Annotated in this window: 18 protein-coding genes and 1 other annotated feature; of the genes, 10 read left to right on the forward strand and 8 right to left on the reverse strand. The window is 40.0% G+C overall.

Features of this window, described 5'->3' with window-relative positions; genetic code table 11:
- Window positions 1–27: 27 nt before the first annotated feature.
- Window positions 28–1926, reverse strand: a complete 1899-nt coding sequence (locus HH219_RS01470; protein ID WP_169326419.1) for a beta-ketoacyl synthase — start codon at window positions 1924–1926, stop codon at window positions 28–30.
- Window positions 1927–2052: 126 nt separating this feature from the next.
- Here HH219_RS01470 and HH219_RS01475 point away from each other — a divergent pair, with 126 nt between their 5' ends.
- Both HH219_RS01475 and HH219_RS01480 read left to right on the forward strand, forming a co-directional pair.
- Window positions 2053–3063 carry a helix-turn-helix domain-containing protein gene (locus tag HH219_RS01475; RefSeq protein WP_169326420.1) on the forward strand — a complete coding sequence of 337 codons (1011 nt, stop codon included), beginning with the start codon at window positions 2053–2055 and terminating at the stop codon, window positions 3061–3063.
- Window positions 3064–3431: 368 nt separating this feature from the next.
- Window positions 3432–4223, forward strand: coding sequence for an alpha/beta hydrolase (locus tag HH219_RS01480; protein WP_169326421.1), 792 nt, complete (start codon window positions 3432–3434; stop codon window positions 4221–4223).
- 24 nt (window positions 4224–4247) lie between these two features.
- Here the strand turns inward: HH219_RS01480 and HH219_RS01485 are convergent, their stop codons facing one another.
- The 5 genes from HH219_RS01485 to HH219_RS01505 form a co-directional block, all read right to left on the reverse strand.
- Entirely contained in the window at window positions 4248–4763 is a 516-nt protein-coding gene (locus HH219_RS01485) for an MgtC/SapB family protein (protein ID WP_054204631.1), read from the reverse strand.
- A 16-nt stretch (window positions 4764–4779) separates the two neighbouring features.
- Window positions 4780–5907 (reverse strand): GNAT family N-acetyltransferase/peptidase C39 family protein, encoded by a 1128-nt coding sequence (locus tag HH219_RS01490; protein ID WP_169326422.1) that lies wholly within the window; start codon window positions 5905–5907, stop codon window positions 4780–4782.
- Complete coding sequence (locus HH219_RS01495) at window positions 5907–7301, reverse strand: RimK family protein (RefSeq protein ID WP_169326423.1); 1395 nt, start codon at window positions 7299–7301, stop codon at window positions 5907–5909. The genes HH219_RS01490 and HH219_RS01495 overlap by 1 nt, the downstream gene beginning before the upstream one ends.
- 408 nt (window positions 7302–7709) lie before the next feature.
- Window positions 7710–8636 carry an FAD-binding protein gene (locus tag HH219_RS01500; protein WP_169326424.1) on the reverse strand — a complete coding sequence of 309 codons (927 nt, stop codon included), beginning with the start codon at window positions 8634–8636 and terminating at the stop codon, window positions 7710–7712.
- The gene (locus tag HH219_RS01505) at window positions 8637–9386 is read right to left on the reverse strand and encodes an electron transfer flavoprotein subunit beta/FixA family protein (RefSeq protein ID WP_169326425.1); all 750 of its coding nucleotides are present in this window, start codon (window positions 9384–9386) and stop codon (window positions 8637–8639) included.
- Between the two features lie 195 nt (window positions 9387–9581).
- On the opposite strand from HH219_RS01505, the gene HH219_RS01510 reads away from it, so the two are divergent.
- From HH219_RS01510 to HH219_RS01535, 6 genes are all read left to right on the forward strand, one after another.
- Window positions 9582–11228, forward strand: coding sequence for an electron transfer flavoprotein-ubiquinone oxidoreductase (locus HH219_RS01510; RefSeq protein ID WP_054204636.1), 1647 nt, complete (start codon window positions 9582–9584; stop codon window positions 11226–11228).
- Between the two features lie 100 nt (window positions 11229–11328).
- Window positions 11329–11802, forward strand: coding sequence for an acyl-CoA thioesterase (locus HH219_RS01515; RefSeq protein WP_054204637.1), 474 nt, complete (start codon window positions 11329–11331; stop codon window positions 11800–11802).
- Window positions 11803–12013: 211 nt separating this feature from the next.
- On the forward strand, window positions 12014–12586 hold the full coding sequence (locus HH219_RS01520) for an outer membrane beta-barrel protein (RefSeq protein WP_054453020.1): 573 nt from the start codon (window positions 12014–12016) through the stop codon (window positions 12584–12586).
- A gap of 96 nt (window positions 12587–12682) precedes the next feature.
- Window positions 12683–13387, forward strand: coding sequence for a tRNA (N6-threonylcarbamoyladenosine(37)-N6)-methyltransferase TrmO (tsaA, locus tag HH219_RS01525; RefSeq protein WP_054204639.1), 705 nt, complete (start codon window positions 12683–12685; stop codon window positions 13385–13387).
- Window positions 13388–13477: 90 nt separating this feature from the next.
- Entirely contained in the window at window positions 13478–15202 is a 1725-nt protein-coding gene (locus tag HH219_RS01530) for a proline--tRNA ligase (RefSeq protein WP_054204640.1), read from the forward strand.
- A 469-nt stretch (window positions 15203–15671) separates the two neighbouring features.
- A complete protein-coding gene (locus HH219_RS01535; RefSeq protein WP_054204641.1) occupies window positions 15672–16502 on the forward strand; it encodes a UDP-2,3-diacylglucosamine diphosphatase in 831 nt (276 codons plus the stop codon).
- Here the strand turns inward: HH219_RS01535 and HH219_RS01540 are convergent.
- Together HH219_RS01540 and HH219_RS01545 are read right to left on the reverse strand one after the other, a co-directional pair.
- A complete protein-coding gene (locus HH219_RS01540; RefSeq protein WP_169326426.1) occupies window positions 16499–19558 on the reverse strand; it encodes an ATP-binding protein in 3060 nt (1019 codons plus the stop codon). The two genes, HH219_RS01535 and HH219_RS01540, sit on opposite strands and share 4 nt — an antisense overlap.
- A gap of 282 nt (window positions 19559–19840) precedes the next feature.
- Window positions 19841–20617: a hypothetical protein gene (locus HH219_RS01545; protein WP_169326427.1), complete on the reverse strand. Its 777-nt coding sequence runs from the start codon at window positions 20615–20617 to the stop codon at window positions 19841–19843.
- A 284-nt stretch (window positions 20618–20901) separates the two neighbouring features.
- Here HH219_RS01545 and HH219_RS01550 point away from each other — a divergent pair, with 284 nt between their 5' ends.
- A complete protein-coding gene (locus HH219_RS01550) occupies window positions 20902–21216 on the forward strand; it encodes a transposase (protein ID WP_169326428.1) in 315 nt (104 codons plus the stop codon).
- Window positions 21180–21296, forward strand: a sequence feature (AL1L pseudoknot). (Overlaps the previous gene by 37 nt.)
- On the forward strand, window positions 21225–21606 hold a 382-nt coding region (locus HH219_RS22370; protein WP_169326429.1), incomplete at its 3' end, for an IS3 family transposase. It overlaps the preceding feature by 72 nt.

Here is a 21606-nt window from a genome sequence, read left to right on the forward strand (position 1 = left end):
GCGCCTTGCCATTCAAGAGTTATGTGCTTAAAACATATCTTGATAAGGATTCGTCTTACTAAATTTAATGGCTTTTTCAAAGCCTGGAATATTCATTTGCGTATCAGAAATGACAATGTCATTTTCTTCAATCATGCCATCTCCAAAGCGATAAATAAGCGCATACTGACCTAAATCAGCTTGTTGCTGGTAATCAGCTTGAGCTGCTTTAACTGCTTTATTATTTTGTGCGTATTTATTCATAACTGCACTGCCATGGCGCTTAGCAAGCATATTTATTGTTACTTTAGGTGAAAGTACCGTGGCAGTTGCATTATTCCCGCCAAAACCTTTTGAGTTAATAAAGGCAATATCCATATCATCACATTGATAATGCGCTGTACGGATATCTAAGTGTTGGCTATGAACGTCATCAGCTACTTTATCTATCGTGGTAATACCCGGCATAATATTGTGTGTAAATACACCTAGCGCCATTGCTAACTGATCGCCACTCGCGGGGGCTAATGTATGACCAACGAACGCTTTAGGCGCTGACACTTTCCAATTATCTATTGCAAATGTTTGTGCCACTCGGTGATAAATAAGTGACTCTGTTACGCGGTTTTGAGGTGTACTTGAGCCATGCGCTAAAATAAAGCTTCGCTGTTGAACAGCGTCAATACCTAAAATATTAGCAGCCAATGCAACCGATTTAGCCATCGTAATATAATTACCTGGACCTGGGGCTGTAATTGATTTTTTAACACCATCCGCATTAACAAATACATCGGCAACAGATCCCATGATCTGAGCGCCGAGCTCTAATGCAAGTGCATCATCCATCAAAATAACAACTTGCGCGCCTTCACCAATTGTAAAACCACAGTTTTCGCCAAAAGGCCGACTTGTACGACGATGATCCACCGTATCAGTTCCATCTAAACGTTTTAAGCCCTCTTCGTTAGCGAGCGCCCCCATATTACCAAAGCCTTCGATCATCTCAGGTGTAATTGCACACTCAACGCTGGCAACGACTGCAACACGAGTACGCCCCGCTTGAATATCATTTACTGCCGCACGTAAATTGTACAAAAATGTAGCGCATGCACCTGATGTAGTAAATGTAGTGCCTACATTTCCAGTTACATAAGCATTAATAAAGTCCGTAGACATAGTATTTAAACCAAGTGCAAGCTGCTTAGTGCTTACTCTCTCGCCCTGCTGGCGAGAACGAATTAAACCACCAAAACCTTCATCATTAACTTGCCCAGCAATTGACGCTGAATATGTGCCGATTTGATCGGGTTCAACACTGTTCATAATAGATTGCCAATCTAAACCCGTTGACTTAATTGCATCGGTTGCAGCAAAAATTGTCGCTTGCAGCCCGCGCGGTTGGTAACGACTATTGTACATAGTAGATGGATCAAAACCGGTAGGTAACTGACCCGCTGCTTTTATTGGATTATCACGGGTGCTGTCATGTTTAATCGCAACTTCTGCACTGATCGTTATTTTTACTTTTTTATCTTCTAAATCTTCAATAAGCCAGCTAGCAGGTATAGGCTGCGGTAAATCGCGACGGCGCGTTTCAAATACAATGTTTTGTTCATCACTGGCTGTGAAGGTCATTTTTTGCTGCCACGGTGTGGCATCAACATCAAAGTGATTCTTTTCAATCTTACGGATCAAGGTGCCTGCAATCACTTGCTCGCCAAATAACGACTCAATATCATTTTGGCTAACAACCTTACCAGACTCATCTTTTAATTCACCTTCTTGCATTGAAACAAGATTCATTAAAGTTGCTAAGCCTAAAAATGTTTCTTGGCGAGCATTTGCACTCAAGCTGTCTAACACGATACGACGATAGCCTTGATGAAATGAAGTACGGCCTGCGGCGTTAATTCCGCCCATGCCGACAATAACGGATAATGCTGTCATAATTTGCCTTGAGAAAACGTGTTATCGGGTATGTATACAGTTTAGATGGATTTAACATTCCAGATTGTGCTTAAATAGCCAAATAACCAGCCTAACAGGCCAGCGATAACTGGTCGGAGCAATTAAATGGACACAAACAAAAAACAATCGTCATTACAGATCAGTATTTTGGTTTACCAGCATTTATTGATCACTAGTTTAACCTTACCAATAGAGATGCTAAGAGCAGGCGAAGCCTTTGCAAAAAGCCATCTTCAATCAATCCCTTTTCGACCATTAACCATTAATTTAATTGCTGAGAATACACAGCCAATCAAAAATCGCAGCGGGTTAGCTATTTTACCAGATGATACGCACCTTACTGCGCCTCACAGTGACTTAATAATTGTGCCAGGAATTTGGCGAAACCCCCGCCCTGTAGTCCGCGCAAATAACCAGCTAGTTAAATGGCTTGGGGCGAGTTGGCAAAATGGCAGTTCGATTATTGGAGTGGGCACGGGCAATTGTCTTATCGCCGAAGCTGAACTATTAAATGGTCACCCTGCAACAACACATTGGCATTATGCTGAACAATTTAAGCGAGATTATCCATTAGTATTGCTTAAACCTGATTTTTTTATCACTCAGTCGGAGCGTTTATATTGTGTTGCGAGCTTAAATGCACTCGCGGATGTAATCGTACATGTTATAAGCCAGTATTATGGGCAAGCAGCCGCACAACATGTTGAGCGCAATTTTTCTCATGAAATACGTAAGCCATATGAAGAGCAAAGATATTTAGAGGGTGCCGTTGATAGACATCCAGATGAATTAATTGCACAAATTCAATTTTGGTTAAAAAACAACGTGTCCACTGAGCAAAGTTTAAACGATGTTGCACAACTATTTGGTTTAAGTTACCGTACTTTTACACGTCGTTTTCGAAGTGCGACCAATCAAAGTCCAATAGAGTATTGGCAGCAATTGCGAGTTCAAACGGCTAAAGAGTTGCTTGCTTGCTCTAACTTATCAATTCAAGAAGTGGCTCTTGAGGTGGGATATAATGATCAAGGGCATTTAACCCGCGTGTTTAAAAAAGTACTCTCGCAAACACCAAGTGAGTATCGAAAAGTCGTTAGAAGAAAACTATTTGGCTAATCTATTAGGGCGTGTTGACCTTTCGTGATTGATTTTGCAGCAGGTTGTTTGGTATTTAGGCTAAGCAGAACCTATGGTGTTTGGTTGTTCCCCATAAATAGGCGATAACGGAGTATAAATGCCAAACATGCGCTGCCCAAAAGGTTCTTCCTAGGGGCGATTGACTCTTTGTTACCTACACGGATGTAGGTAAGGGGCGTGAGCAGGACGCGGAAGCTTTGCTCGGTTTTTACTTAGCCCGCTAGGTTACAAACCTCGCGCCGCGATTAAATCGCCCCTAGATTGAACAAATTTCAATCCACAAAGGTCAACACGCCCTAGTTAAATGCATTATAATATTGTGCGTATTACCGTCATAAAGGACAGTCATGATCCATCAAGGAACAGGGGAAACCATCGTATTACTGCATGGCGCGACATCATCTTGCAATACATGGAAACACGTTGTGCCCTTATTAAGCCCTTCAAATGAAGTCTTCGCATTCACTGCACTTGGCCATCGAGGCGGTAATAAAGCCACTAGCAGTATAGAAATTAGCGACATAATAGATGACTTTGAGCGATTGTTAGATAAGTACAACATCGATAAACCCCATATCACCGGCAACTCTATGGGCGGGTGGGCCGCTATCGAGCTCGCTAAAAGAGGACGAGCCGCAAGTGTGTGTGCCATATCTCCAGCAGGTTTTTGGAACACGCCACAACATGGACAACATCTTGCGCTTAAAAAATTAAAGCGCCTGGCATTTATTGCTAAAATCACACAACCACTGTTACCTTTACTAGCGAAGTCATCTTTAATAAGAATGTTGGCATTAAAAGACGTTGCAAAATATGGAAACAAGCTCAGTGGATGTGAATTTACTGCCATGGTAGAAGATATGCTGTACTGCGAAGTTAAAAGATCACTTTTTAATACAAAACAGTCGCTTAATTTTACCAAGCCACTGCCTTGTCCTTGTACTTTGGTATGGCCTGAATGTGATCTCTTATTTCCACCGAATATAAACGCTGTGATAGCTAAAGAGCGCCTCCCCGACGCTCGCTCTCTGATTTTAAAAGACATTGGCCATGTACCAATGATTGATGACCCCCTATTAATTGCTACAACAATTTTAAAAAGCATTGAATATGGTAAGGCTTTTGAACTTAACGAATAGCGCTTTTAATTACTTATAAGCCACTTAATCGTGGCTTTTTTCTTCCTCTTTATTACGCCTGTAATAGCGCTTGGAATAAATTTTAACATGTCGGTGTACGCCTTTACTCAAGCTTTTAAATTGCGCTTCAAGCACATCAACACCATATAAAATGCCCACTACCAGCACTGAGAGCTTAATCGCAGGTGCCAGACTATGCGTTGCTATCATCACGCCTATTGAGGCCAAAACCCAGATAGTCGCTGCTGATGTTACGCCAACAACAGCCCCGTCTTTTGCTAGCATAACGCCAGCACCTAAAAACCCAATGCCAGTAATTATTTGCCCAACCACCCGTGAATGATCTATTACATCGCCCTGTAAATTAAAGGCAGTCGCTAAAAACAAGTAAGTACCCAAGGTAATTAACGCAGAGGTACGAATACCCACAGGTTTTCCTCTTAGTTGACGCTCGGCACCTATAATTGCGCCGCAAAATGCGGCTGTCCCAATAGCAGACCATGAATAAGGCGCCACATCAACAAGCTCGTATAATGTCACTCGCTTTCCTTATAAATTATTTACCCTTAATTCGGGCTGATAAATTAACTGCAACAGCAGTACGTAATCGACTTGTTCCAAAGGCGGCCATACTCGAAAAATCAGCACGCGATACAGGCACATGCTGGCAATCTAGTGCGCGTTGTTTATCGTTTTCACAAAATGGATCATGAACATATAAGCAGTGATCATCAAGATGAGTGATACACACCCAATGCGGTGATTTTTTACCATCAAAACGATAAGTACTGATCAACACTAAGACACTGAAACCACGTTCTACCCACTGCTCTATATGACTTAAATCTACATCACTGTAGTTAATACTTAACTCATGCTGCGAAATTTGCTCAACAAACTGCTGATGGACAACACGTAGCACTGTTTTTTTAGTCTCACTGCGTACACCATCAACAAATAAGGCATCCTCAGTGTTAAGCATTATTTCCACATCGTAACCGCGTTTATCGGCAGCTAAAGCTAAGCCTAACGGATGACACCCACCATGTCCTGAGGTCATAAATATAGTGGTTGCTTCTCGCCAAATAGCTAACTCAGCGCCTTGATCAAGCACTTGCTTTTGATTCACACTGCCCATAGCCATTAACAAGGCGGATGGCCCACATGTAAACTCTGTCGTTTGCTGATACCAAGGCGTTAAACGTGCAAACTGTAATTCGTCAGTTTGACGAATGTTTTTTTGCATCCGTAGCGCATCACTATGATCATCGTAATAATCACTGTATTGGCCAAATACTCGATAACCTAGCTTTTCATAAAGGCCAATTGCTTGGGTATTATTTACTGCAACTTCTAAGCGCATATACAGTCGTCCACGCTGTGCTGTTGCCTGCTCAAGTGCCTTTAATAATTGCTGTGCAATGCCTTTACCTTGTGCGTGTGGCGTAACTGCAAGCGAATATAACCGCGCCAGCCGCGTTCCCTTATGACACCACACTAAACCATAACCGAGTAATTGCTGCTGACACTGTGCAACGAGTAAGATGCCGTGTTTAGCCGATATCCAACGCTTTAAACTCCGTGCACTTAACCTATCTTGGCTAAAGCTTTGTTGTTCTATTTCAAGTAACGCGTTTAAATCTAAGTCAGTGGCAGCACGAACTGCCACATCATATTGAGTCATTAACCGCGGCCTCTTGCTTCAAGTCGCTGTTTAAATTCATCCATGATGATCATATAAAGTTCATCCCCTAAATAGGCATCTTCTACTTTATGATCAATACTTGGGTTGTCGTTTACTTCAAGCACATAAGCACGGCCTTGATGCTCTTTTACATCTACGCCATATAAGCCTTTACCAACCGTTTTACACGCTTTTAAAGCGGCGTCTAATACTGCTTTTGGTAACTCAAAAGTTGGCAGTGTTTCAAACCCACCCGAGAAAAACCGTTTTGCATCATGGTTATAAATTTGCCAATGATTACGCGCCATTAAATAGCGACAGGCATAAATAGCGCGTCCGTTTAATACGCCCACTCGCCAATCGTATTCTGTGTACATATACTCTTGTGCAAGCACTAATGCGCTAAATTCAAAAAGTTCCGTTAGCTTAACTTTCAGCTCAGTTTGATCAGCAACTTTATAAACACCTTTCGAAAATGACCCTTCTGGCATTTTCAGTACTAACGGGTAAGTAAATGTCGCTTCTAATTGTGTAATTGTTTCGTCTGTTTGATCAGCCACTACCATGGTTTTTAAACTTGGTACTTTTTGATAGTTAAACGCATCATGTAAATATACCTTATTACAACAACGCAAAATCGAATCTGCATCATCAATCACTACGAGCCCTAAACTTTGCGCTTTACTTGCAAGACGGTAAGTTGGGTGATCAATCGCGGTCGTTTGACGAATAAATAGCGCATCAAACTGTGCAATGTTATCAATCTCTTCAAAGCTTAGCGCTTGAGCATGAATACCATGCTTAGCGGCTGCTTTTATAAAGCGCGCAATGGCGTCTTTATCACTTGGCGGCACTTTTTCGTTGTGATCAACCAAAATTGCCATTCCCCAACGGTGGCGTTTCTGCGTATCACTAATACGCCACTGCGTTTGTGTAAATTCGTTTAGCTTGGCGACAAACTCTTGGTGCTGCTCACTATTAAGTGACGCTAAAGAACCTTGTTGTAATAACCCTGCGTGATCAACAAATAAGATCGGTGCTGGGTATTGTTTAAATACCGCTTTTGCCGCTTTACTTTGCAGTTCATTTACAGCATTACCAAAATAGAACGTACCGTCAATTTGGCCTAAATTAAGCATTAAAGCTTGGCCACTTCGTAAGGCATTGATGGTTTTCACACTCGGTAATACTTGATGTTTACGGGCCTCTGCAAGTAATGAACAATAATAGCCTTTGCTCAAGTATTGGCTCGAGTCACACAAGTTAATAATGCGTGTTTTTGGCTCATTAAGCTTTGGGTAGTCACGTAAATAGGTATTGAAGGTAATTACGTTTTCAAATGAGTGAGCAAGGGTTTGCTCGTTGTTATCAACCACGATTAAGGTTTTAAACACGACTTTTCCTAAAAATAAGTCAAAATAAAGTAAATGCGTATATACCCAAGCCACCTCTAGAGGCAGACAAAGCGTTGCACAGGGTTGGTTTAGGTATACGCTTAAATAGAAACACCCATACTGCTAAGTGAGGGTTATAAATAACACGCTAACTTAACAGGATGGGTGCTTTAGCCTAAGCTACGAGTGATTTATAAAGGTTTTTTAACTTTCTGACCAACGAGTTATTTTTAGCGTTAGGATAAGTAAAATTAATCAATAAAAAAATGAAGTGTGATCTATGGTTTTTGAGCTGAAAAGCAATGAAAAGATATTTTAAAATGTGTTTTGAGGTGAATTCAGGTAAGCAAAATAAAAAAGCTGTGCGAGCATGAAAATAGTCACAACAGCTTTTAACAATCAGAGTTATTATAGCGCGCTTTCTAGCTCTGGTAGCACATCAAATAAGTCAGCAACTAGGCCGTAATCTGCCACTTGGAAAATCGGTGCATCTGGATCTTTATTGATTGCAACAATCACTTTTGAATCTTTCATGCCTGCTAAGTGCTGAATTGCGCCGCTGATACCCACTGCAATATATAAGTTAGGCGCAACAATTTTACCCGTTTGACCTACTTGCATATCATTGGGTACAAAGCCCGCGTCAACCGCAGCACGCGATGCGCCAATGGCAGCACCAAGCTTATCAGCAATACCATGTAGTAATGAGAAGTTCTCACCGTTTTGCATGCCACGCCCACCTGATATAACCACTTGCGCAGCCGTTAACTCTGGACGTTCAGATTCGGTTTGTTCAACACTAACAAAAGAGCTCGATTGACTGCTAAATACCGCGTCAATAGCCGTAATATCGGCAGCTGTTTGCTCGCCTTGTAAATCAAAGCTGCTCGCACGAACCGTAATCACTTTTTTACTATCTAATGATTTAACTGTCGCAATTGCATTACCTGCATAAATTGGGCGTTTAAATGTGTCGCCATCAACTACGTCAATGATTTCTGAAATTTGCGCTACATCTAATAAGGCAGCAACACGTGGCATAAAGTTTTTACCCGTTGTTGTTGCACTCGCTACAAGGTGTGAATACTCCGGTGCAAGTGATAGCACTAAATCAGCGATATTTTCTGCTAATTGATGAGCATATTCACTGTTATCGGCAACTAATACGCCGTTTACACCCGCAATGCTGGCAACCTCTTCACTCATCGGTGCTAAATTTTCACCCGCGATGAGTACATCAACAGCAAAACCAAGCTTTAAGGCCGCATTAATCGTTTTTGACGTTTCAGGCTTTAAAACACCATTGTCATGATCCGCAATAACTAATGTTTTCATTTAAATCACCTTCGCTTGTGTTTTTAATAAATCAACTAACTGAGCAACGTCGTCAACAATGATGCCACCACTTCGCTTTGCTGGTTCATGTACTTCAACAACGCTAATACGCGGTGTTAAATCTACACCTAAGCTATCAGCTGCAATGACATCTAGCGGCTTACGTTTTGCTTTCATAATATTCGGTAATGAAGCATAACGAGGTTCATTAAGGCGTAAATCAGTCGTCACTACAGTGGGTAATTTAAGTGCGACAGTTTGCAAACCACCATCGACCTCACGGGTTACATTTACTGTGCCATTGGCTACATCTACTTTAGATGCAAAAGTACCCTGCCCGCGCCCTGTTAACGCAGCAAGCATTTGTCCTGTTTGATTGTTATCTGAATCAATAGACTGTTTACCTAAAATAACCAGCTCTGGCGCTTCTTGCTCAACAATTCTAGCTAATAATTTAGCCACATGCAGAGATTCTAATTTTTCATCCGTTTCAATATGAATCGCTTTATCAGCTCCTAAAGCAAGCGCTGTACGTAATTGCTCTTGCGATGCTTTAGCACCAATTGTAACTGCAACAACCTCGGTTGCTATACCCGCTTCTTTTAAACGAATTGCTTCTTCAATTGCTATTTCACAAAATGGGTTCATCGCCATTTTTACATTAGTAAGATCAACGTCGCTATTATCTGCTTTGACACGTGCTTTCACGTTGTAGTCAATCACTCTTTTTATTGGTACGAGAACTTTCATAGGAACTCCATTTTAATTTAAACCTACAAGGTAACGTGTACGTCAACCTATTTATTTTATGAATTCAGACTACTTCCTGTTGACGTAAACGTCAACCTAAAATAACCTTAAACTATTCCTAACCTGTAACGTTTCATTTGCAAGTATGAAATTGCCATCGTAAAGGCACAGGTCCGTCACACAAAAGAGGTTAATATGGTCGAACGCGAAACCATGGAATTTGATGTCGTTATTGTCGGCGCTGGGCCTGCTGGCTTAGCTACCGCAATCCGATTAGCGCAACAAGCACAAGAAAAACAACAAGAGTGTACGATTTGCGTAGTTGAAAAAGGCTCAGAAGTGGGTGCCCATATTTTATCTGGTGCAATATTTGAGACCACTGCATTAGATGAGTTGCTGCCTAATTGGCAAGACCTTGACGCTCCCGTTACAACTAAAGTAACCAATGATGAGATTTATTGGTTTAATAATGACAATAAAGCAACTGCCATCCCTCATTTTGCGACCCCAAAAAGTTTTCATAACACGGGTAACTATATTGTCTCTATGGGCAATGTGTGTCGTTGGCTCGCTGAACAAGCTGAGAACTTAGGAGTTGAGGTTTTTCCAGGGTTTAGCGCTCATTCATTAATAATAGAAGACGATACTGTAAAAGGTATTGTTACTGGCGATATGGGCCTTGATAAAGACGGCAACGAAAAAGATGGTTTTATGCCGGGTATGGAGCTTCGTGCAAAGTACACTGTATTTGCCGAGGGCTGCCGTGGCCATTTAGGCAAACAATTAATCAATCAATTTGCCCTTGATGCCGATGCATCACCACAACATTATGGTTTGGGCTTTAAAGAAATTTGGCAAATAGATCCTGCCAAACACAAGCAAGGTAACGTTGTTCACGGAACTGGTTGGCCGCTCGCTGGGGATACGAATGGCGGTGCATTTATGTACCACAGTGAAAACAACCAAGTTGTAGTGGGGCTGATTGTTGATTTAAATTATTCAAATCCACATTTAAGCCCGTTTGATGAATTTCAACGTATGAAACATCATCCTGTTTTTAAAGATATTCTCCAAGGTGGTGAGCGAATTTCTTATGGTGCTCGCGCAATTGCAAAAGGTGGCCTGCATTCTTTACCTAAAATGCATTTCCCTGGTGGTTTACTTGTTGGCTGTGATGCTGGCACCTTAAACTTTGCAAAAATCAAAGGTAATCATACTGCAATGAAATCAGGCATGATTGCAGCTGAGGTTATTTTTAAAGCCTTGTGTAACGCACAGGCGCACTCTGATCTTACTGAGTATGCACAAGCCTTTAAGCAAAGCTGGGCCTATAAAGAGTTGCACCAATCTCGCAACTTTGGTCCTGCAATGCATAAACTCGGTAAGTTTATAGGAGGAGCTTATAACACCCTTGATCAAAATATGTTTGGTGGCGGCTTACCGTTTACTTTTAAAGATAACACACCAGATCACTGCACATTAGTTGATAAAAACCAAGCAGATAAAATTGACTACCCAAAACCTGATGCTGTACTTAGCTTTGATAAGTTGTCATCTGTGTTTTTATCAAACACTAACCATGAAGAATCTCAGCCGTGTCATTTACAACTAAAAAACAGCGCCATCCCTATTGACGTAAACCTTGTAAAATTTGACGAACCAGCACAGCGCTATTGTCCTGCGGGGGTTTATGAAGTACAACAGGTTAACGGTAAAGATGAATTTGTGATCAATTCACAAAATTGTGTGCATTGTAAAACCTGCGATATTAAAGATCCAAGCCAAAATATTACATGGGTAACCCCTGAAGGTGCTGGTGGGCCAAACTACCCCAATATGTAAATTATTTTAAATTTTGAACTAATCCTAAATTGCAGGGGGCTTCGGCCCCTTTTTTGCGCTATGCTCAATAATAACCGTCTAATAGTAAAGAGTAATATGTATGCCGTCGTCTAATGTAGTGTTTCGTTTTTTAGCTGAGCCCACCGATGTTAACTTTGGAGGAAAAGTCCACGGTGGTGTTGTCATGAAATGGATTGACCAAGCTGGGTATGCATGTGCCGCTGGTTGGAGTGGCCACTACTGCGTTACGGTGTCAGTGGCCGGTGTTAAATTTCGCCGCCCTATTCTTGTTGGTCAAATAGTTGAGGTAGAAGCTAAAATCGCTCATACGGGTAAAACAAGCATGCAAATCTTTATACAAGTGCGATGTGGTGATCCCAAAACACAAAATATGGTTGAAACAAATCACTGTGTTATTAGTTTCGTAGCCATGGATGAAACTGGCTACCCTGTTAATGTGCCAGAATATGTGGCAGTGAGTAGCGAAGAGAAACAACTTGAAAACTACGCAATAAAAATGAAAGAAATCGCCATTGAAACTGAAACCTTACTACACAAATGTGAGCCAGAATAATCACTAAGTAAAGTTTACATATCGCCATGAAAAGCTTTCCATGGCGAAACTGAACACATGAATAAAAACACACCAACCTGCTGATAGATTAGACAAAAACACCTTTTTTAGCTTTTAATTTAGCCAACTTCAAGCTGGCATAATCGATGCAATTATAAAAGAGACAAGTAACCACGGGTTATTTATTTTTATTTTATAAAGGAGCTATTTAATGATTAAAACACTTTCTCTTTCAGCACTTGCTTTAGCAACTCTTGGCTTTAACTCTGCAGCGCAGGCTGATGTTAACGAGATGGACTCACCACGTATTTATACTGGTATCGGCTACGGTCAATATTCTTTTCAATTTGAAGATTCAGAAAACGACATTGATTTTGACGATGACTCACAAATGCTCAAAGGCTACATTGGTACCCAATTTAATAAATATTTAAGTCTTGAACTTGCTTATCAAAATTTTGATGAAGTAAGTGACATAGACAGCTATGCCGAAGTAGATGGTATATCTCTCGCCGGACGCTTAGCAGCGCCAATTACTGAGAGCTTTTCAGTTTATGCTAAAGGCGGTTGGTTAGAGTGGGACGCAGAAGTAACCAGCGATATCCCTGCCCTTGGCGAAATTTCTGCTGAGCAAAGTGGTGGTGATGTATTTTACGGTGCGGGTTTAGAGTACGCATTTACAAGCAACGTGCAAGTTCGCTTAGAGTATGAACGCTATAAATTAGAAGACGATATTGATACTGATATGGATGTCGCATCTTTTTCAGTGCAATACATGTTCTAACATTTTTTATAAACTCCCCTTGTTTAAGGCAGCTTCAGGCTGCCTTTTTTAGTATGAACAGGTAGAATGGCGTATCTTCAACAGTCATTGAGTTTCATGAACGATTTTCAACTAACGGCCATTGGCCATATTCAATCTCCGTATAAACAGAAGTTTGCTATTCCTCGCCAACCTCGTTTAGTGCCACAAGCCAAAGCAAAGCTTGTGTTTGCTGCTGATTTTAACCGTGAAGAATTTGTTCGTGGCTTAGATGAGTTTAGCCATATTTGGTTACTCTTTCGTTTTCATGAAACCGCTGATAAAGGTTACTCTGCGATGGTTAGACCGCCACGCTTAGGAGGCAATGAGCGTAAAGGTGTGTTTGCAACACGTGCGACCTTTAGACCCAATGCCATTGGTATGAGCGCAGTAAAGCTCGAAGGCATTGAATATAAAAATGGTCAATTATGCTTATTGTTAGCGGGAATTGATTTACTTGATGGCACACCAATTTTAGATATAAAACCTTATTTACCCTATTCTGATGCTATGGTCGATGCAACCGCAGGCTTTGCTGATACTCGCCCAGAAACGCAAATGACCGTTGAATTTAGCTCATCAGTACTCGAGTTTATCAAACAGCAGACCGACTACCCTGATTTACACGACTTTATCAATAATGTCCTTAAGCAAGACCCTCGCCCTGCTTACAAAAAACAAAAAGAGGGTGAACAAAGTTATGGGATGACCTTGTATGATTTTAATATCCGTTGGCAGGTTAACGGCGAACATAACTACGTCACTAGCATAGAAAAAAACTAGAAAAACACACTTAGCGCTTTAGTGTAAAAGCAACCACTGCTAAACTGAGTGCCTTATTGAAATAATAATTTTATAACTATCGGAATAAACATGCGTACCAGTCAATATATTCTCGCAACACTTAAAGAAACGCCTTCAGATGCTGAAATTGTATCGCATCAATTAATGTTAAGAGCGGGTATGATCCGTCGCGTCGCGTCGGGCCTATATACTTGGTTACCCTCTGGTTTACGCGTGTTACGTAAAGTAGAAAACATCGTGCGCGAAGAAATGGATAAAGCAGGCGCTATCGAAATGCTAATGCCTGTAATTCAGCCTGCTGATTTATGGGAAGAATCGGGTCGTTGGGATCAGTTTGGCCCAGAGTTAGTCCGCTTTACAGATCGCCATAATCGAACGTTTGCATTAGGCCCAACTCACGAAGAAGTGATCACTGATTTTGTTCGTAAAGAGATCAACTCTTACAAGCAACTACCTATCACTTTGTATCAAGTACAAACAAAAGTACGTGATGAACGTCGCCCTCGCTTTGGTGTAATGCGCGCACGTGAATTCACCATGAAAGACGCATACTCGTTCCACTTAAGTGATGAATGTTTAGATGCAACTTACCAAGCGATGCACAAAGCATACTGTAATATTTTTGAACGCTTAAACCTAGATTACCGCCCAGTTATTGCTGACACGGGATCAATTGGCGGTAGCGTATCGCATGAGTTTCATGTATTGGCTGAGTCTGGTGAAGATGCGATTGCATTTAGTGATGCCAGTGACTACGCTGCGAACATTGAAAAAGCAGAAGCACTCGCACCAAGTGAAGCTCGCCCTGCACCGAGCAAAGAATTAAAAGCATTCCCTACGCCAGATGCAAAAACTATTGATGAGCTTAAAAAGCATTACGGTGTAAAACCACATCGTGGTGTTAAAACGCTGATTGTATATGGCGCGCCAAATGAAGAAGGGCAACGAGGCTTGGTTGCTTTAGTTGTGCGAGGTGATCATGATCTTAATGAACTTAAAGCAGAGAAACACCCATTAGTCGATGCGCCTCTCGAGATGGCAAAAGAAGCTGATATTATTGCCGCTGTAGGTGCAAAACCTGGTTCTTTAGGACCTGTAGGTTTATCTATGCCAATTATTATTGACCGCACAGCCAATGTGATGGCTGACTTTGTTGCAGGCGCTAATAAAGACGACGAGCATTACAGTGGCATAAACTGGGATCGCGATGTAACAGATTACCTAGTTGCTGACTTACGTAACATTGTTGAAGGTGACGCCAGCCCTTGTGGTCAAGGTAACTTACAAATCAAGCGCGGCATTGAAGTTGGTCATATCTTCCAACTTGGGACTAAGTACTCAGAAGCAATGAAAGCCGGTGTATTAAGCGAAACAGGTAAAAACCAAATAATGACCATGGGTTGTTACGGTATTGGTGTGTCTCGTATCGTCGCTGCTGCTATTGAGCAAAATAATGACCAATACGGTATTATTTGGCCTCAACCTATTGCGCCATTTGACATTGCTATTGTGCCAATGAATATGCACAAATCTCATCGTATTCCTGATATTGCTAATAATCTTTATGAAGGGTTAAAAGCAGCAGGGTTAGAGGTGTTATTTGATGATCGTAAAGAACGCCCTGGTGTGATGTTCAACGATATGGAATTATTGGGTGTGCCTTTCACATTGGTTATTGGCGAACGTAACCTTGATGAAAACAAAGTAGAACTTAAAAATCGCCGTACTGGCGAAAAGCTAATGATTGATATTGATACCGCTGTAGAAGCAATTAAAACTGCGATGAACGTTTAATTTAACGTCAATCTAGTTGAATATAAAAGCCGCTTTATGCGGCTTTTTTGTTCCCTGCTTTTTATCATCACACTACTTTTTTCATTGTAAGCATATGCTCTGTTATGCTGAGCTCGATACTATACCCAAGCCACCTCAAGATGCAGTTTCAGTTGGAATTAAAAGCGATTTAGACAAGGCATTGATTGCAAATAATGGTTGTTCCCTTGTTAAAATCAATAACGCAGTATAAATCGCTTTTAAACCAACCCGTTGGGCGTTTCACAGGCGCTTACTCTCATCGTTGTTACTTCTTAAAAGGGACTGCCATTATTGCAAAGTAACGCCTTGATATTAAACACCTGTGAAACGCTGAAGTCTGTATCTTGAGGTGGCTTGGGTATAAGTGTCATAGATGTTTCGTTAAACTGTCGCGTTAACGTCATCAAATTTACCTAACGTAGTTATTATTACACTATCAATAACGACTATGACTAATAACAACACAAGTGATAAACAATACTTTCCCGCAGTATGGATCTCAGATGTACACCTGGGCTATAAAGATTGCAGAGCTGATTACCTACTCGATTTTTTAAACAGCATTGAATGCGACACCCTCTATTTAGTAGGCGACATAATTGATCTTTGGTCTATGAAGCGCAACTTTTATTGGCACTCAAGCCATTACCAAGTTTTAACATGCATTCAAGAAAAAGCATCTCAAGGCACGCGTGTTATCTATATTCCCGGCAATCATGATGAAACATTCAGGCAATATATAAACAACAGCTTATTCGGTATTGAAGTACACCAGCAATATATTCATACCACAAAAGCTAATAAGCGCTTTTTGCTTGTCCATGGTGATGATTTTGACTCTGCCACTCGCTACAACAAGCTAATAAGTATTGCAGGTGATGCGGGTTATGATTTTTTACTTTTTTTAAATCGCTGGACGAACCGTATTCGCCGGCTGTTTGGTCAGAACTACTGGTCACTTGCAGCGTGGATAAAAGCCCGCGTTCATAAAGCACGAGAAGCAATAGAAGCTTTTGAAAATGCAGCTATTCATGAAGCGAAAAAACAAGGTGTTGATGGAATTATTTGTGGTCATATCCATCACCCTGAAATTAAAGTAGTTGATGGGATTGTGTATTGCAACGATGGCGATTGGATAGAAAGCTGCACAGCACTGGTAGAGCAAGCATGTGGAAGGATTGAACTGCTACATTGGAGTGATACCAAAAAAGTGCTTAACTCAGCAGATGAATCATCACACAGCCGAGTTAAAAATAAGGAGCAAAAATCGGCTGCTTAATTAAGCAGCCACATCGCTAACTTGTTTTTCAAGGTTTTTGGTTTAATAGGCTTAGTAATGTAATCATTCATACCCGCTGAAATACACCGTTCCCTATCCCCTGCCATTGCACTGGCTGTCATAGCAATAATCGGGATATGGCGATAGACAATGCCGGCTTTATTATTTCGGATCTCACTTGTCGTATCATAACCATTAAGATTAGGCATTTGACAATCCATTAAAATAACATCAAATGGCTGTTGTTGGTGCGCTTGTAATGCTTCGAGTGCTTCCACACCATCGCTTGCACACGTAATACTGACCTGGGTTCGTTTTAAAATGGCTTTAGCAACTTCGATATTGATCATATTATCATCCACCAGCAAGACTTTGTATCGAGAGAGATCAACATGAACCTCGCCTTCAGAATCAGCTTTCTGGGAAGGAAGTAAAAAGCTATTACTTGCACCAAATATACTTGCCAGCTTATAGCTAAACTGATCTTGTGTTAGCGGCTTATTAAGCATGTGGCAGTTTTCAGGAAAGCTCGCTTTATCAGCCTTACTTAATAATAAATCACGCAAAATTAACATATATTTTTTATTTTGCTGTTCGCATAAAGCGATTAATTTATCGAGCAGTGGGTGCTCGTTATCAATCACCATGAGGTCGACATTGAACGTATCGTACTCTTCTAGATAATCAAAACGTTGTATGTTATTTAAATCAACTTTACAGTTTTTGACAAGTAAATTGGTAATATTTTGAAACACACTCTCTTTCGCAATTAGCACGCCTACTTGAATATCTGCGGCTAATTCAATAGGGGTATTTAATTTTTTCTCGGGTGCAACATGAAGATCTACATAGGCAGTAAAGCAGCTGCCTTTGCCTTTTTCACTGGTTACACTTATATCTCCGCCCATTAGTTGCGCTAGTTTTTTACAAATCGATAAACCAAGCCCTGTACCACCAAAGTGTCGAGTAGTACTTGTATCTTCTTGAGTAAATACATCAAATAATTTATCTATATTTTCTTGCGCAATACCTATACCAGTATCCTGAATAGAAAAACTCATACGTAGTTTATCTTCAGTTAGATATTTACAATCAAGTGTTAAACTTACTTCGCCTTGGTGGGTAAATTTAAAAGCATTATTCAATAAATTGATCAAAATTTGTTTTAAACGATGGCTATCCCCAACAAGCATTCGATCCATGACTTTATCGGTATTTAATAACACTTCGAGCCCTTTTCTCTGGCCCTGTATCGCCATTGAAGTGATCATATCACTGCAAACAGTAATCACATCAAAGCTATGATTATCAATATCAAGCTTACCCGCTTCAATCTTAGAAAAATCAAGAATGTCGTTTATAAGTGTCATTAATGAATTAGCACTACTATTTGCAAAGCTTAAATACTGTAGCTGCACGTCACTTAATGGGTCTTCTTTAAGCATTTCTAGCATCCCCAACACACCATTCATTGGCGTGCGGATCTCATGGGAAATATTCGCCACAAAATCACTTTTAGCTTGGCTGGCTGCAAGCGCTTCTTCTATCGCACTTTCAAGCTCCACTGTACGCTGTGATACTTTTAACTCTAGTGTCTCGTTTAATAATTCAAGCTCGCTCTGAGTTTGCTTCAAAGAATTAATATTTCTCAAAATCGCCGCTATTTGATTTCGCTGAGTGAACACATCAAAAACACAGGTTAAAGTAACAGAATAAAAGTGCCGGATGTTATCAGTATCTATATATACAGCTTCAAATGGTGGTTTTGCTCCTTTGTTGATAGTTTCACTTAAACTGTGCTTATCTTTATTTTTTAATTCAAATAACTGCGTAAAATTCGTTTCATTTAATAGTAAATCAAAGCTTTGCAACGCTGTTTTATTTGCATTACTGATCACACCATTTTCTTCTACAGTGACGATTGAATCTAGTGAGTTCTCAATGATTTTATTATTCTGTTCTTTCAATGAGTGAATTTCTAACTTACGGTTAATGTAACGTTGATAAAACAAGACCATAAACAATAAGACTGAAAACAGTGAAAAAACCACTAAAATGAAACTCTCACGCCTATTTGCAATTTCTTTTAGTAATACCGCAGTGTCAATTGACACTGCAAGCTCTAAAGGCAACATACTAATATCGTTACTATCAAATGCAATGCGTTGCTTGAGGTAATACTGATTTGGTAAACCACTCATAGCCAAAGTATCTTGCATACTGATATCTTGGCTTTCATTGAAAACAGTTGACCATGTTATATCTTGACCAAATTCAAACCCAAATGTCAGATCTGACTGCGGGTGCGATAAAAACTGATTTTGATTGTTTAAAAGATAGATATCTACCCCATCAGGAAGACTAAAAATCAAACTATCAAAGAGTTCTTCTGCAAAGTAATTTGTAACAAGTACTGCAAAAACAAACCCTTCCTTATTAAACACAGGTTTAGCTACCCTATAAGTACTTACATAGGGAACTTGGATCTCTCCGTTTTCTCGGTTGTAGTCAATGGGTGATATATAAACAGAGTTTTGATCTAACATACTGGCTTTAAGCATATAATCTCGCTGGCCCTTATGCTGTAATTGCTCACCTTCTATACGTCTTATAACACCATCTAAATCTCTGTCTACTCTTACAACCTCTTGGCCATCATTGGCTAAAGTTATGTACCTTGCCTGTAATAAATACTCGTCTGTATTCATAAAACCACTGAAAATCCCAGCCAGACGTGTCTGCCATACTTCAATGGGTGTATTTAGAAGCGGATCTATAGAATTATTATCTGTTGCTCTACTAATACCTGAAATGGGCGGTGTGGCGTTTAAAAAACGAATAGACGTAACACTACTTTTTAACTGTCTTTTTAAAGATAAGCTTTTTGTACTCAATTCTTGATTGAGGTTAGTTTGAGCTGTGCGGTAAACATCTTGTCTAACTTTAAGCTCGAATATATATAAAGCAGGGATCGCGATAATGCTAAAGACGAGCAGCGCTAATAAAGATATTTTATTGCTGCGAAAAAGATGACTAATTGAAGATTGGAAGTGCATTAATATTGCCATATAGCTTTTCAAATACAGGTTATAGTATAGAGCAAGTAGAATATGAATTTGTTAAATTTTTTAAAATTTGTACTATTTAAGAGAATAAAGAGTAAATTACTTAATATCATACCAACATCATAATCCCACGTTCCTAAATAAACGTTTTTATGATCCGACATGTAGCTTGTTTCGATTTGACTCTGAATTTTACAGTCTCTAAAAATTGTGGTTCACAAAAACCGATAAGTGAACCGAGATCACTACAGCCGCACTACCATTGGCAATTTATTATTTGAAGCGCTGTGATAAGCTTTCTAAAAATTGGATTGCAGAATGAGTCATATCTGCCTGAATAATCCCTGCTTTGATTTGCAGTTCACTCTCATCAATAAATTTAGAATCAACAGACTTTAGGTTTATATCATAGTCATATGTTTTTATTTGGACAGGAAGAACAGCATGTTGATAACTCACTCTGCGAATAACTTCAGAAAGTGGCTGATCTAGAATAGCAACAAAGGCTTGGCCAAATTTGCGATCTTCTTTGGCTCTTGAAAGTAACCAGTCATATTGTTTTTGACTCATATACTTATTAGGCAGCTCAAGGTACTGAATTTCATGATCAACATCACCTTCAAACTTTCCAACTAATTTATTGTTTCCTACTTTTTCATAACGTATAAATTCACTTTCATCATTGATAGGATCAATACTCATTTCAAATATCTGTTCTGCCGATATATTAGTGATTTGTGCAGCCATTTCTTTGCGTGCATCTTCTGCTCTTTGGTTAGTAACATTGTAGTCAAGTAAGTAAGCTCGCTGGGTTTTATGCTCAATAACATATTGACCTTTCCACTTTACAGTCATCTCAGTAAGCTTTTCATCTTTTAACTGGTAATCGGTGCGTAAGTAGGTGTCGTTAACCTTGATTGTAATATCAGCAAAATGCTCACCGCCCTTAATCACTTCGTATTTTACTGTTAAGTTATTGCTATTAGCTATCGTTTGACTGCTTATCAACAAGAAGAAAAAAATAGCGACTAGTTTAATATTTTTTTGCACCTTAACGTATATCCTTATTTATTAATTGCTTATTTTATATTCTAATTTTAATTAAAACACACTAAAATTAATTTTTCAGTAAATTATCCATATACCACTTGCCATCTTTTAAGCCAAAACGGCATTTGTTATAAACTGTGCGCTGATCTTTAAACCTTTTATCATTGGCATCAAATTTATAATATATAAATGCTTGCTCTGTATATCCCCACTTTTTATACGTTTCTTTAACAATGAATCGCCCCGTGTTTGCCAGAGACTCCATAACTTGAGAAACTGGAGCTATGAAAAAATCAAATCGCTATACATCAGAATTTCGTGAACGTGCAATTAGGCTTGTTACTACACAACAGCATGAATACCCCTCTCTTTGGGCTGCGCTAGTATCGATTTCAAATAAACTGGGGTGTACTCCAGAAACACTTAGAGCATGGGTTAAGAAGTCTCAAGCTCAACCGTCTAAACCATCTTCTAACACTCAATCAACTGAAGAGCGACTTGCTGCTTTAGAGCGTGAGAATAAAGAATTAAAGCGAACGAATGATATTTTGAGGCAAGCTGCCGCTTTTTTCGCCCAAGCGGAGCTCGACCGCAAATAGAAATAAGCGTGACGTTTATAGATGCGTGTCGTGAGCATTATAGTGTCGAGTCAATTTGCAAGGAATTGCCCATTGCATCTTCAACGTATTACGCCCACAAACAGCGACAGAGGCAGCCTGAGCGACTATCTAACCGCAAAAAGCGTGATGCTGAGCTGATGATACTCATTCGCCAAGCGTGGGAAGATAACATGTCTGTTTATGGAGCAAGGAAAATATGGAAACAACTGCAACTTGACGGCCACCAAGTAGCCCGTTGCACCGTTGAGCGACTAATGCGAAATATGGGTATCCAAGGTGCTCGTCGCGGTAAAGCATGTAAAACAACGATACCAGATGAGCAACAAAATAAGCCAAAGGACTTGGTTAATCGTCAATTTACGGCAGAGC

The sequence above is a fragment of the Pseudoalteromonas sp. NEC-BIFX-2020_015 genome, from assembly GCF_012952265.1.
GTDB classification, from domain to species: Bacteria; Pseudomonadota; Gammaproteobacteria; order Enterobacterales; family Alteromonadaceae; genus Pseudoalteromonas; species Pseudoalteromonas neustonica.

Excerpts from the sequence above, each read along its gene's own strand:
- HH219_RS01470 (WP_169326419.1), bottom strand. The coding sequence starts at position 1,926 with ATGACAGCATTATCCGTTATTGTCGGCATGGGCGGAATTAACGCCGCA.
- HH219_RS01475 (WP_169326420.1), top strand. The coding sequence starts at position 2,053 with ATGGACACAAACAAAAAACAATCGTCATTACAGATCAGTATTTTGGTT.
- HH219_RS01480 (WP_169326421.1), top strand. The coding sequence starts at position 3,432 with ATGATCCATCAAGGAACAGGGGAAACCATCGTATTACTGCATGGCGCG.
- HH219_RS01490 (WP_169326422.1), bottom strand. The coding sequence starts at position 5,907 with ATGACTCAATATGATGTGGCAGTTCGTGCTGCCACTGACTTAGATTTA.
- HH219_RS01500 (WP_169326424.1), bottom strand. The coding sequence starts at position 8,636 with ATGAAAACATTAGTTATTGCGGATCATGACAATGGTGTTTTAAAGCCT.
- HH219_RS01505 (WP_169326425.1), bottom strand. The coding sequence starts at position 9,386 with ATGAAAGTTCTCGTACCAATAAAAAGAGTGATTGACTACAACGTGAAA.
- HH219_RS01510 (WP_054204636.1), top strand. The coding sequence starts at position 9,582 with ATGGTCGAACGCGAAACCATGGAATTTGATGTCGTTATTGTCGGCGCT.
- HH219_RS01515 (WP_054204637.1), top strand. The coding sequence starts at position 11,329 with ATGCCGTCGTCTAATGTAGTGTTTCGTTTTTTAGCTGAGCCCACCGAT.
- HH219_RS01520 (WP_054453020.1), top strand. The coding sequence starts at position 12,014 with ATGATTAAAACACTTTCTCTTTCAGCACTTGCTTTAGCAACTCTTGGC.
- tsaA (WP_054204639.1), top strand. The coding sequence starts at position 12,683 with ATGAACGATTTTCAACTAACGGCCATTGGCCATATTCAATCTCCGTAT.
- HH219_RS01530 (WP_054204640.1), top strand. The coding sequence starts at position 13,478 with ATGCGTACCAGTCAATATATTCTCGCAACACTTAAAGAAACGCCTTCA.
- HH219_RS01535 (WP_054204641.1), top strand. The coding sequence starts at position 15,672 with ATGACTAATAACAACACAAGTGATAAACAATACTTTCCCGCAGTATGG.
- HH219_RS01540 (WP_169326426.1), bottom strand. The coding sequence starts at position 19,558 with ATGCACTTCCAATCTTCAATTAGTCATCTTTTTCGCAGCAATAAAATA.
- HH219_RS01550 (WP_169326428.1), top strand. The coding sequence starts at position 20,902 with ATGAAAAAATCAAATCGCTATACATCAGAATTTCGTGAACGTGCAATT.